The organism is Achromobacter ruhlandii, assembly GCF_902859695.1.
GTDB classification, from domain to species: Bacteria; Pseudomonadota; Gammaproteobacteria; order Burkholderiales; family Burkholderiaceae_B; genus Achromobacter; species Achromobacter ruhlandii.
In genome coordinates this window covers 89,450-101,751 of record NZ_CADIJL010000005.1, presented here as the reverse complement: position 1 = coordinate 101,751, position 12,302 = coordinate 89,450, and the positions used below count along the sequence as shown (strand labels likewise).

The following is a 12,302-nucleotide window of genomic DNA, read 5'->3' as shown; positions in this document are numbered from 1 at the left end:
TTGGCTCAGGAGTGTTTGCTTTTTCACCCCATTAGATCTTTAGGAGATATAGCATGAATACAGATACCATCACCGATTCCAGTGCGGATGAGCCCACCAAAACACTGTGTTCATTGACCGAAAATTGGTGGATTTTTGCGTTGCGCGGTGTCTTGGCATTGATTTTCGCAGCCCTTGCGTTCTGGATGCCACAATCGGCTCTGTTGGCCATGACCTTAGTGTTCGGCGCATTTTCCTTGGTCAATGGCGCTTTCAACTTGGTTGCAGCGGTGCGCCATATCCAGAAAAAAGAGCGCTGGGGCTGGCTGCTGTTCAGCGGCATTGTCGGCATACTTACCGGCGTCGTCGTCCTGGTTGCTCCTTGGGTCGCCACGATGGTCATGGCTTCTTTTTTATGGGCTAGCGTGGGGTTCTGGGCGATTTTCACCGGTGTGCTGGAGATATCCGCCGCCGTTCGGCTGCGTCAAGAAATCAAGGGTGAAATCTGGCTTGCCTTCAGTGGACTGCTCTCGATTGTCCTTGGCGCTATCGTCTTGTGGATATTTTTTTCCCGTCCGGTCGAGTCATTCCTGGCCGCAGGCTGGCTGTTGGGCTTCTATGCGGCAGTCTATGGTGTCACGCTTTTGTTCTTGAGTTGGCGTCTTCGCAAAACGCGCCAGGGATAAGAGCGGGTCAAACTAAATTCTATGGATATGAGCATTTTCGGTTCGTGCCTCCATAGAAATGACATCAAAGGAGTCATATATGCAGATGCAATATAGCTATCGAGCTATCGACAAAGAGTTTCATGAACCATGGCAGAGAGCTTTGGGAAATGTGATCGAGCACGCCCTCAAGCCATTGCTCGACAAACACACTAAAGATTCAGTGCGACTTCAAATCGTCCTTGATCGCGACAAGACCAAGCGGCAATTTCTGGCCAGTGGCTATATGCACCTGCCCGGCAAAAAGATTGTCAGCGTTACTGCATCACATGACGAGCTGACGCCCCTCGCGCAGATGCTCGCACAGTCGTTGTTCCGTCAGGCCAAGAAGCATTTTGACCGGCTGCATGCTCAGGACCAAATCAAGCGCAAAGCACGACGCGAGCGCTTGCGCGAGCTCAAGGTGCGAATTGCCGCAAAACCCGCGTCAGCCGCCCATGAGGCCAAAGTGACCCGAATGCCTCTACTGTCGAAACTTGAGGCTGTCGCAAGGCGTGAGCTGGCTTATCTGCGTGCCGTCGGCGATTTACCGCGCGATTATCCGACGCTGCGCGACGTGGTGGATGAAGCGATTGTCCAAGCTGAGGTGGAATGGCAATCCGTGCCGGAAGAAAAAGCGGCTTACTTCGGTCTTCTGAAGCATCTGTTCGCCGTCCTGGATCACGAAGTGGCAAACAGCCGGCAATTTGGCGAATTCGTTTCTCTGGACGCGCCGGTCGAAGCGGATGCCCAGGACGTCGCCGAGGCCATGGTGGAAGAGGAAGTCTTCGAATTTTATCAGCCCGATGACACACTCAGGCTGGCCGATATCATCGCTGACAGTCAGCATCCCGATGCCGCAACGATCGCGGAACAGGAGGAGCTAGTTGATCGGTCGAGCGAGTTCGCTTTTGCATTCGACCTGCTGAAGGACATGCCGCGTTTGTGGCGGCGCATTTTTCTGCTTATCCGTGTGGACGGGCTGGATGCCAGCAGCGTCTCTGAAATCCTGCTGATTCCTAGTCAGGAAGATACTGTCCAAAGGTGGCTGATGCAGGCCGAAGCGTTCATCGCTGCTCATTTGGAAGAGGCCGGAGTAAGCATAGACGGGAACGATTGGCTCCAAGGCGTTGATTGGTCGGCATTGTCTGTGACCCGAAGCGCGGCAGCCTCACTGTGGTCCAAGGAGGCGAACCATGAAGAATGATCTTCACCTCGTCTGTCCGCATTGCCAGTCCATCAACCGCGTACCGACTGCGAAGCTATCGGAACATCCCAACTGCGGCCGCTGCCAGCAGCCCTTGTTCACGGGCGAACCCATCGAGTTGACCACGGCGACGTTCTCGCGCCACGTGGAGCGCAGCGACCTGCCACTGTTGGTCGATTTCTGGGCACCTTGGTGCGGGCCGTGCAAGATGATGGCCCCGCAGTTCCAGCAAGCGGCGCGCCAGCTCGAACCCAGGGTCAGGCTGGCCAAGGTCAATACCGAGGCAGAACCCCACCTGGCCGCGCAGTTCGGCATCCGCAGCATTCCGACGCTCGCCCTGTTCCAGGGTGGGCGGGAGATCGGGCGTCAGGCCGGCGCCTTGGGCGCGCAGGACATCGTGCGCTGGGCATCTGCACAGGTGGGGCGCTGACCGATGCAGGACTTGTTCGGCGCCACCCTGATCCTGCTGGCGGCATGCAGCCTCGCGGCGGTGGCGACGGCGGCGTTCAGAGTACCCGCCTTGCTGGGTTACCTCGCCGTCGGCGCCTTGCTGGGCCCTTCGGTCAGCAGTGTAGTCGCGCCGGGAGAAGCGCTTGATTTTCTGTCCGAGCTGGGAGTGGCGCTACTGCTGTTCATGGTCGGACTGGAATTCTCCCTCGGGCACTTTTGGCTCACTCGCAAGACCGTACTGGTGGCTGGCAGTTTGCAGATGGTCGTTGTGGCCGCACCTCTGACCCTGATGCTGATGGGGTTGGGGCAGCCAGCTCAGAGCGCTGCGCTGCTCGGCGCTGCGGCGGCCATGTCTTCCACGGCGCTGGTCAGCCGGCAGTTGGCCGACCAGGGTGAACTCACCACACGCCATGGCCGCAGCGCCATCGCCGTGCTGGTCTTTCAGGATCTGGCCAGCGTGCCCCTGTTGGCCTTGCTGGCGATCTGGGCGCGCGGCGAGTCGCCGAAGGTCGAGAGCATGCTGCTCGAAGTGTTGGGCGTGCTGGTGTTGTTCGCAGCAGCGGCGGTTGCTTCGCGCTGTCTGTTGCATGGCCTGCTGGGCTGGGTGGCTCGCCAAGGTCATGAGGAAGCGTTCATGCTCGCCTCCTTGTGTGTGGTCGTGGCCGCGGCCGCCGCTGCGCACGCCGTCGGCGTATCCGCCGCCCTGGGCGCGTTTCTGGCCGGGATGGTGCTGGGCGAGAGCGACGTCCGGCACCACATGGAAAACCACCTCAAACCGTTTCGCGATGTGTTGTCGGGGGTGTTCTTCGTGACTGTCGGCCTGCAGCTGGACGGAGCACAGATTCTTTCGGCACCGCTGACGGTGTTGGCGTGGCTGGCAGTGCTGGTACCGGTCAAGATCGGGCTCAACACCCTGGCCTTGCGGGCGACGCGCTTGTCCGCCCTCGATGCCTGGCGCACGGGCATAGCGTTGGGGCATGGCGGCGAGTTCGCCCTGCTGTTGTTGGGCATGGTCTTGCAGCAGCATCTGATCCCCGCGACCGTCGTACAACCCATGCTAGTTGCGCTGGTGCTCAGCATGGCCCTGGCACCGCTACTGATCCGCCATCACGATGTACTTGCCCGGTTCTTGAGCCGCACCGGCGGCGTCATTCAGCCACCCCAGGCTGAAGAAGTCGAGATCGCCGCGCAGACGGCGCGATATCGAGACCATGTCATCGTTTGCGGCGCGGGCGAGCTTGGCCTGACAGTCAGCGAGATTCTTCGCCACGCCGGCGTGGCGCATCTGCTGCTGGAGGCGGACGCGCAGAAGGTCGAGGCCGCGCGTGCCGCCGGCGCGCCGGTGTTCCATGGCGATGCCAGTCGGCCCGATACCTTGCTGGCTGCCGGCTTGACGCATGCGCACATGGTGGTGCTGACGTTCGCCCATGCCCAGCAAGCGTTGCGCATCGCCCAGGCGATTGCCGAGCGCCGTCCGGCGCTGACCTTGTGGGTGTCATGCAGAAGTACGACCGCGGCCGATGCATTTCGCGCCATGCCCAACGTGCGCGTGTACCAGCAATCCTTTGCCGCAGCTATTGGGCTGGCGGAACAGGTGATGTCGACGCTTGGCATGTCGACCGAGCTGATTGAAGGACACATCAGCGCAATGCGCCGCCGTCTCGACAGCAGCCGTTTTCCAGGGAGTTCATCGTCATGAAATCAACACGCCTTAACCCATTTCAGGTCTTGCGCGACCAATTGGCCATCATGAGTTTTTACGAGCGCTTCGAGCAGGTCGTCGCGCTCGTGCTGTCGGCGGTGATTGCCGTCATCATCGTGGTGTCGCTGTTCCAGCTCATCTCCATCGTCTTCACGCTGCTGGTTCTCGATGCCTTCAATCCCCTGGATCACAAGGTATTCCAGAGTGTGTTCGGCATGATCATGACGCTCTTGATCGCGATGGAGTTCAAGCATTCCATCGTGCGCGTGGCGCTGCGTCGGGACAGCATCATCCAGGTCAAGACCGTGATCCTCATCGGCCTGATCGCGCTGGCGCGCAAGTTCGTGATCCTCGACCCCGAGGCGAGCCCTGGCAAGATCGCCGCGCTTGCAGGCGCCACGCTGGCGCTTGGTGCCACTTACTGGCTGCTGCGCGAGCGCGACGACCGCGCCGCCGAGACATCTGAGCATGACCCGTCATCATCCCAGTGACCCGCGCGCGGCGTTGTTGCAACACCGCTGGCTCAACCGCCTGCAGACCGGGCTGTTGGTCCTGACCCTGGTCGGGATCGCAGCCGCCGCAGGAAGCCTGCTGTTCGGGGAAAGCGACCTGTGGCTCGCGCTGTTTGCCGTTGCAGGCACGCTGCTGCTGGAACCGGCAGCCGCATCCGCCTTGACCTTGCGCCTATACCGCGCCCGGGCGCTGCACCCACACGAAGCCCCGGAAATTTGGGCCCTGTTGCACGAGCTGTCCGTCCGTGCCGGTTTGCCCGCAACGCCGGTGCCGCACTACGTGCCCAGTGCCGTCGTCAACGCCTTCGCCACCGGATCGAAGCAGGAGGCATCGATCGCCCTCACCGATGGCCTGCTGCGCCGCCTGAGCCCACGCGAGCTGGCGGGTGTGCTCGCGCACGAGATCGCGCACATCGCCAGTGAGGATCTGCGCGTCATGGGGCTGGCGGATTCCGTCAGTCGCTTCACGAGCCTACTGGCCCTTATGGGACAGATCGCGATCCTGCTGAGCCTGCCCGCGCTGCTGGTTGGCGCGGCGGAGGTCTATTGGCCTGGTTTATTGTTATTGGCCGCATCGCCCCAGCTGGCCCTGCTCGCACAGCTCGGCTTGTCTCGCGTGCGTGAGTTCGACGCTGACCGCCTCGCTGCGGAACTGACTGGCGACCCGCAGGGGCTTGCGTCCGCGCTGGCGAAAATCGAGCGGGTCAGCCGCTCCTGGCGCGCCTGGTTGTGGCCGGGATGGGGCAATCCCGAACCCTCCTGGTTGCGCACGCATCCGGCCACGCAAGAACGCATCTCACGCCTACTGACGTTGGCGCCTGGGCCAGCATCAGCGTTGCCACTCCACGCGCCCCATTTCTTGCCGGAATCCGCTTTGACGCCGCGCCCACCGCGCTGGCGCCCGAGCGGGCTGTGGCGCTGATTGCCTATCAACAGGAGACTTCTCATGGCCTACCCCGACCCGTACCAACGTCCCGCGCCGGACCACTTCGTCCGGCGCTGGCTCTTCATCACCGCCTGTATTGCCGCGCTCATGCTGCTGTGGCAGTTCCTGCCCGCCATCGAGGCCTGGTTCAGTCCGCGCGAGGCGGCAGAACGCACTGTGACGGCGCGTGGCGATCTGGCGGCGGACGAGAAAGCCACCATCGAACTGTTCGAGAAATCGCGCGCCTCGGTGGTCTACATCACTACCGCACAATTGGTACGCGATGTCTGGACGCGCAACGTCTTCTCCGTGCCGCGCGGCACTGGCTCGGGCTTCATCTGGGACGACGCCGGCCACGTCGTCACTAACTTCCACGTCATCCAGGGCGCGTCCGAAGCCACCGTCAAACTGGCCGACGGCCGCGACTACCAGGCCGCACTGGTGGGGACGAGCCCCGCGCACGACATCGCTGTGCTCAAGATCGGCGTCGGTTTCAAGCGCCCGCCGGCCGTGCCGGTCGGCACCAGTGCCGACCTCAAGGTGGGTCAGAAGGTGTTCGCTATCGGCAACCCCTTCGGCCTGGACTGGACGCTCACCACCGGCATCGTCTCCGCGCTCGACCGCTCGTTACCCGGAGAAGCGGGCGGCCCGGCCATCGATCACCTGATCCAGACCGACGCCGCCATCAACCCTGGCAACTCCGGTGGGCCGCTGCTCGATTCGGCAGGAAGGCTCATCGGCATCAACACGGCGATCTATAGCCCCTCCGGCGCCTCGGCCGGGATTGGTTTCGCCGTGCCGGTGGACACCGTCATGCGCGTAGTCCCGCAACTCATCAAGACCGGTAAGTACATCCGTCCGGCGCTGGGCATTGAGGTGGACGAACAGCTCAATCAGCGCCTGCTGGCGCTGACTGGAAGCAAGGGCGTGTTCGTGTTGCGTGTTACCCCTGGTTCGGCAGCGCACAAGGCCGGCCTCGCGGGTGTCGAAGTCACGCCGCAAGGCATCGTGCCGGGCGACCGCATCATCGATGTTGATGGCCAGGCGACGGACGATGTGGCCAAGCTGCTCGCGCGGCTAGACGACAGGAAGGTCGGCGATGTGGTGGTCTTGTCAGTGGAGCGGGCCGGCAAATCGCGCGAGGTGCGTGTGGAGCTGCAACCCGGGAATTGATTGAACTGAACCTGTGGATCAGGCGGTAGTGCAGCGTCGCGGCGATTGAGGTTCTCAGGTCTTCGGCCAGGTAGCGTTCCGCCTCAACCTCCGTAATTTTCGGATGCGATCTGCCTATCCGAATAGGCAAGCATGCAACGCCGGAACCTCTTGCCAATCATCGAAGGAGAAAGCGAGGCGCAATCCGCATGAGGTGGACGCAGGCCAGGAACGAGGCAAACAGGAGGCCGCATTGGAACTCAGACTACTGCGCTATTTCGTTGCGGTCGCGGAAGAACTGCATTTCGCGCGAGCGGCCGAGCGCCTTGGCCTAGAACAATCGCCTGTGTCGCGCGCAATGCGAAATCTCGAAGCCACGCTCGGCGTGCAGTTGTTCGACCGCAGCGCGCACCAGACGCGACTGACCTGGGCCGGTCAAGTGTTCCTCGGTGAGTGCCGGCGCGTGCTGGCCACCGTGGAGCAGGCGGTGAGTGCCGCAAAGGCGGCGGCGCAGGGCTATCAGGGTTATCTGCGCATCGCCATCTGCGACAGCTTGGCGCAGCCCCACATTGCCACCTTGCTGGCGCGCAGCCGCGAGGAAGAGCCCGAACTGGAGATTCGCGTCTTCGAGCTGCCTTTCGCGCAGCAGCTCAAGGGCCTGCACAACGATCTGCTGGACATCGGTTTTGCGCTGTCGGACGCGGTGAGCGAAGGCCTTGTCGCCGAGCCCGTGTGGACCGATCCTCTGTCGGTGATCGTGCCCGTGCGCCACCCCTTGTTGGCGCACGCGGAAGTGCCATTGGATGAAGCCTTGAAGTTTCCGTTGGTACTGTGCCATCCGGACGCGGGATCGGGCTGCCACCACCAGATCCAGGCGGTGCTTCAAGGTGCGTCCAAGCCGCTCAAGCTGGTAGATCAGGTGACGAGCCTAGGCGTGATGCTGACTCTGGTCGGTGCCGGTTATGGCCTAGGTTTCGCCATTGCCTCGCAGGTGCAGACCCTGAACCGCCCCGACATAACCGTTCGCCCCTTGGCCGGCACGCCGCCCATGCTGTCCACCTACCTGCTGCGCCGCAGCGCCGAACCCTCTGAGCCCATGAAGCGGTTTCTGCAGCGCGCCCGCGAGGAGTTCCTGCCAAAGGGAGATGAACCGGCCTCGTGACGTTGAGCGCTCGGGTACATTGGCTACTGCTGGCTGTCCATGGCTCGCACTGGACTTGCTCGGAGCGCGCGTTGACCAAGCGTGGTTTTTCAGTCCATAATTATGTCCATCTCGGTTCGCCGAGTGCGGAAAACTCGTTATCAATCAACGAGTTGGGAACACGATGATGTTCCCTTCACCCGCTCCAATTCGCCAGTTCCTTGTCTGACTCGCAACGGGCCGTGTGCCATGCTCGCATGGGCCGCCGCGCCAGCCGGTGTGCGCGGCGTGATATCCGCGTCAATCGCGCCTCATGCGGCAAGGCGGAAGGCCTCTGCCATTCGGTCCTGTTCCCATGCGGATAGGCCCAGTCCTTGGGCCAGGGTTCGCCATTGGCCGACAATGTCCCGGAAATCGTTGATGATCTCGTCCGCTTCATGAAGGGGCAGGCGGAAGTAGCTGGCAATCTGTCGAGTCAATTCCAGGTCCAGGGCATTATCCGCATCGGTAATGTTCAGCTTGAGACCGTCGGCGTAAGGGACGGGGTTCATGTCGTACGCCGGGGAGAGTTTCCAGCCCAGGCCCGGCACCAGGATGAAGCCATGGTTGCGAAGGTGATCGTCAGTGTTGGATACGAGGATGTTGAAGACGATACGCGACCATAGTTCTCGCAGATCTTGATTGGGTTGCGCGCCCTGGTTCATGAGCGCCTCCGCCAGTTCCAGGTAACTGGCCCCCGTCGAGGCGTCGTCGCCATCGCTGTGGCCAGTCAGGGTCATCGCAGAGGCGAAATGCAGGCGATGGCTTGCCTCGGTGCGATCGAAGCGGCGCACAATGAAGCAGTGATGATCGCTGGCAAACTTCCGGGCTTGAGCCGCCGCGACATTGAGGCCGCAACCGCTGGCCAAGGCGTTGACCACCATTTCCCATCCGCCGACGTCATGGGTATCTCGTGTGCTCGGAAACTTGGCAATGTAAAGACGACCGGCGTCGTCCACGACGCTCGCCTTGGGCCTGGCGCCGCCGAGCGAGCCGCCCGGCGCGATGAGCATGCGCAGCCAGTCCTGTCCCCGGACCGCGACGTTGTCGGGGTCTCGCTCAAGCGCACGGCTGGCCTGCTCCAGCGCGCGGATTTCTGTAAATGGCGGGGCCGCAAGGTTGATGCGATTGTCGAGGAAATCTCCAGTGTCCTCGAGTCGGTACCGCAGCGCGCCCACGCGGTACACATCATGCACGCCAAGCAGGTAATCCGACTCGTATAGACGGGCCCCCGCCGGCACCAGACCTTGGCGTTTGTCACGCTCGAATCTTCGATCCATCAAAAGGCGTCCCCAACGGTCGGGGCTGGAATCTTTGAAGACCCCGAATTGGTCTCTTGGCGCGACGGGGTACTGTGGTCCGCCGAAGGCGTGAATGCCCGGGTCCAATTGCAGCCCGTGGAAAAGCGGGGAGGTGAGCGCGGCTTCGTCATATTCGAATTCGAATCGCTCAGTCGCCCGGGTCTTGCGGCTGTGCAAGAAGCCGAGTCGTTGGGGGCCGGGCAGTCCATCCCAATCCGCATATACGGCGATCATGCTCATGACGGCGCATTCCCTTTACGTTTCGGTTTCCGAAGCAAAGAGGCCAGGCTGTCCGTACTAGCGATGTCGACGCTTTTCCCTGGTTTGCCTTCCACCGGCTTCCCCGCGCTTGCAGCCGCCGGCTTGCGGACCTTCGTCTTCGCGCTATTGGTCTGGGTCGAGGAGGCGTTGCCCGGCGCTCGGGCGTTCGGTGACGGGCGGCCGACCGTCTCCGGGGTGGTCCTGTGTTGGCGATGCACAGAAGCATTCCTGATCAAGCGAGCGTCCTGAAGTTGTCGGCCGAGTTCGTCGGCGCCCGCAAGCTTGGCGAGATCGTCTGCCAGCCCCAGGACTTGCATGACGGACAGGTAAGCCCCGATGGTGACTCCCGACCCGCCGGCCTCCAGGGAACGCAGGGTCATGGGAGACATCCCCGCTCGCTCGGCGACTTGTTTGGCGGACAGCTTGCGGCGCAGGCGCGCAAGCTTGAGCCGCTCACCAAATTCGACGAGGAGCTTGCTGGTTCCTGGCAGGAGAGGGGCGGTCTTCTTTGCCATGGCTAATATTTTAGCTATTTAAGGTATTGGATGCCAAAATATTAGCATTTATGAGGTGTTTTCAAGGAGCCAGGGAGCTGCTGACGGCTTTGCCAGCAATATGGGAATGAAAATATTTCATTCTTTTTTGATGATAATGGCCAAAATAATTACATCCAAAGTGCCAGGCGTGATTCAAGTACCCTATAGCCCATCACCCGCGCCAGAACGACAAGTAATGCAAGAAGATCTTTTCGGCGACGCGCTGCCCGTCCCTCCGGCCGAGGCCCCGCGGCAGGCAACGCCTCCTGACATCCCCGAGCTTTCCGCCCTCCGGGGCATGGCTAAAGTGCTTCCCGCGCCCGCGGGGCAGGAATGGCGCGCGCTCGCCCGGCAGTTGCCCGCCCAATTGCGCTTTGGCGTCTCCACCTGGTCGTATCCCGGCTGGGAAGGGCTGGTCTGGGACGGCGAATACGATTCGAGCACGCTGTCCAGGCACGGCCTGGGCGCCTACCACCAGCATCCGCTTTTGCGCACGGTCTGCGTGGACCGCACGTTCTGGCAGCCGTTGACGGCGAGCCAGTACGCCGCTTATGCGGGGCAGGTCGATGAGGATTTCCGTTTCGTCGTCAAATGCCCCGCCAGCGTTACCGACGCCCAGGTGCGTGGCGAAGCAGGCAGGACGCGGCAGGCCAATCCGCTTTTCCTCGATCCGTCGGTGGCTGTCCAGGAATTCGTGCGCCCGGCGCTCGAAGGCCTGGGGGCCAAGCTCGGCGTGCTGGTGTTCCAGCTGAGTCCGTTGCCTCTGGGCATGTTGAGCCGTTCGGCATCGCTGTTCGAGAAACTGGGGCGCATGCTGGCCGCCGTGCGGGAGGCATTGTCCGCGCATGATGCCGTGATCGTCGCCGTGGAAGTGCGCGACCCGGAACTGCTGGGTCAGGCGCTGGTCGACACGCTCAAGGCGCATGGGGCCACGTTCTGCCTGGGGCTGCATGGCAAGATGCCGCCGATCGACGCGCAACTGCCGATGCTGCGCGCGCTCTGGCCGGGGCCGCTGGTCTGCCGCTGGAACCTGAACCGCGTGTTCGGCGCATACGGTTATGCGGACGCGCAGAAGAAGCATGATCCGTTCAATGCCCTGCTCAGCGAGGATCTTCCCACGCGCACGGCGCTGGCGCGCACGATCCGTGGCATTACGGGCGCGGGGCAGCCGGCCTACGTGACGGTCAGCAATGACGCCGAGGGCTGCGCGCCGCTGTCCATCCAGAAGCTGGCCCAGGCCATCGCCGGGTAGATCGGGCCTGTCCGGCTCGCCCTGCCCGGCATATCGAGCTTGCCGGGCGCCCCTGCCGGGCGCGCTAAAATCCGCTCCCCATGCGCTACGCCGATTTCCACCAACGTCTCGCCGCCCTAGGCGCCCAGCCTGCCCATCGCGGGCGGGTCATGCGCGCCTGGCTGACCGGTCAGTCGTTCGACAGCGACACGTGGCGGCGGCGCTTCGACAACTATCTGCCGCTGGCGCTGCGCGAGGCGCTGCCCGGCCTGGCGGCGGAACTGGACGGCCTGGCCCGCGTCCGTTCCGAACACGCCGGCCACGATGGCTCGCGGCTGCTGGTCGACCTGGCCGACGGCCAGATGGTGGAAAGCGTGCTGCTGCCGCGAGACGGGCTGTGCGTGTCCACCCAGGTCGGCTGTGCGGTCGGCTGCCGGTTCTGCATGACCGGCAAGAGCGGCCTGATCCGCCAGGTGGCCAGCATGGAGATCCTGGCGCAGGTGGTGCTGGCGCGGCGGCTGCGCGCGGTGAAGAAAGTGGTCTTCATGGGCATGGGCGAACCGGCGCACAACCTGGACAACGTGCTGGAAGCCATCAATCTGCTGGGCACCGAAGGCAATATCGGCCACAAGAACCTGGTGTTCTCCACCGTGGGCGATCCGCGCGTGTTCGACGCGCTGCCGCGACAGGCCGTCAAGCCAGCCCTGGCGCTGTCGCTGCATACGACCCGCGCCGAGCTGCGCGAGCACCTGCTGCCGCGCGCGCCGAAGATCGCGCCGCGGGACCTGGTGGAAATGGGCGAGCGCTACGCCCGCGATACCGGCTACCCGATCCAGTATCAGTGGACGCTGCTCAAGGGCGTCAATGACGGCGACGACGAACTCGACGCCATCCCGCGCCTGCTCAAGGGCAAGTTCGGCGTGCTCAACGTGATCCCGTTCAACAGCATGGAAGGCGACGACTACCAGCGGCCCGAGGCCGAACGCATCCGCGAGATCGTGCGCACGCTGCATCGCCGTGGCGTGCTGACCAAGATCAGGAACAGCGCCGGACAGGATGTGGACGGCGGCTGCGGCCAGTTGCGTGCCCGCGCGGCGGGGGCGGAGCAGGTAGTGGAACTGCGCCGCAACCGCGCCACCACGCGGCAAGCCGCGTAGACGCG

At 62.9% G+C, this 12,302-nt stretch carries 12 protein-coding genes; 10 read left to right on the top strand and 2 right to left on the bottom strand.

What is annotated here, in order from left to right; translation table 11 throughout:
• Positions 1–53: 53 nt before the first annotated feature.
• The 8 genes from hdeD-GI (at position 54) to HV742_RS08730 (ending at position 7,793) form a co-directional block, all read left to right on the top strand.
• Positions 54–665 carry a heat resistance membrane protein HdeD-GI gene (hdeD-GI, locus tag HV742_RS08765; RefSeq protein WP_003285392.1) on the top strand — a complete coding sequence of 204 codons (612 nt, stop codon included), beginning with the start codon at positions 54–56 and terminating at the stop codon, positions 663–665.
• Positions 666–744: 79 nt separating this feature from the next.
• On the top strand, positions 745–1,890 hold the full coding sequence (locus HV742_RS08760) for a hypothetical protein (protein ID WP_059889429.1): 1,146 nt from the start codon (positions 745–747) through the stop codon (positions 1,888–1,890).
• Positions 1,880–2,320 (top strand): heat resistance system thioredoxin Trx-GI, encoded by a 441-nt coding sequence (gene trx-GI / locus HV742_RS08755; RefSeq protein ID WP_012761376.1) that lies wholly within the window; start codon positions 1,880–1,882, stop codon positions 2,318–2,320. The genes HV742_RS08760 and trx-GI overlap by 11 nt, the downstream gene beginning before the upstream one ends.
• 3 nt (positions 2,321–2,323) lie before the next feature.
• Positions 2,324–4,039, top strand: a complete 1,716-nt coding sequence (kefB-GI, locus tag HV742_RS08750) for a heat resistance system K+/H+ antiporter KefB-GI (protein ID WP_059889426.1) — start codon at positions 2,324–2,326, stop codon at positions 4,037–4,039.
• Positions 4,036–4,533 carry a heat resistance protein PsiE-GI gene (gene psiE-GI, locus HV742_RS08745; protein ID WP_031329106.1) on the top strand — a complete coding sequence of 166 codons (498 nt, stop codon included), beginning with the start codon at positions 4,036–4,038 and terminating at the stop codon, positions 4,531–4,533. The genes kefB-GI and psiE-GI overlap by 4 nt, the downstream gene beginning before the upstream one ends.
• Positions 4,511–5,476, top strand: coding sequence for a zinc metalloprotease HtpX (locus HV742_RS08740; protein WP_016451627.1), 966 nt, complete (start codon positions 4,511–4,513; stop codon positions 5,474–5,476). Before psiE-GI ends, HV742_RS08740 begins: the two co-directional genes overlap by 23 nt.
• Before the next feature lie 24 nt (positions 5,477–5,500).
• Complete coding sequence (locus HV742_RS08735) at positions 5,501–6,652, top strand: S1C family serine protease (RefSeq protein ID WP_004265443.1); 1,152 nt, start codon at positions 5,501–5,503, stop codon at positions 6,650–6,652.
• A gap of 232 nt (positions 6,653–6,884) precedes the next feature.
• A complete protein-coding gene (locus HV742_RS08730) occupies positions 6,885–7,793 on the top strand; it encodes a LysR family transcriptional regulator (protein ID WP_059889550.1) in 909 nt (302 codons plus the stop codon).
• A gap of 290 nt (positions 7,794–8,083) precedes the next feature.
• On the opposite strand, the gene HV742_RS08725 is transcribed toward HV742_RS08730, so the two are convergent.
• Positions 8,084–9,352: a type II toxin-antitoxin system HipA family toxin gene (locus HV742_RS08725; protein WP_175144845.1), complete on the bottom strand. Its 1,269-nt coding sequence runs from the start codon at positions 9,350–9,352 to the stop codon at positions 8,084–8,086.
• Positions 9,349–9,888, bottom strand: a complete 540-nt coding sequence (locus tag HV742_RS32235; RefSeq protein ID WP_068979763.1) for a helix-turn-helix domain-containing protein — start codon at positions 9,886–9,888, stop codon at positions 9,349–9,351. The genes HV742_RS08725 and HV742_RS32235 overlap by 4 nt, the downstream gene beginning before the upstream one ends.
• Positions 9,889–10,105: 217 nt before the next feature.
• Between HV742_RS32235 and HV742_RS08715 the strand changes: the two genes are divergently transcribed.
• Positions 10,106–11,161, top strand: a complete 1,056-nt coding sequence (locus HV742_RS08715) for a DUF72 domain-containing protein (RefSeq protein ID WP_175144844.1) — start codon at positions 10,106–10,108, stop codon at positions 11,159–11,161.
• 80 nt (positions 11,162–11,241) lie between these two features.
• Complete coding sequence (locus HV742_RS08710) at positions 11,242–12,297, top strand: RNA methyltransferase (RefSeq protein WP_175144843.1); 1,056 nt, start codon at positions 11,242–11,244, stop codon at positions 12,295–12,297.
• Positions 12,298–12,302: the final 5 nt, after the last annotated feature.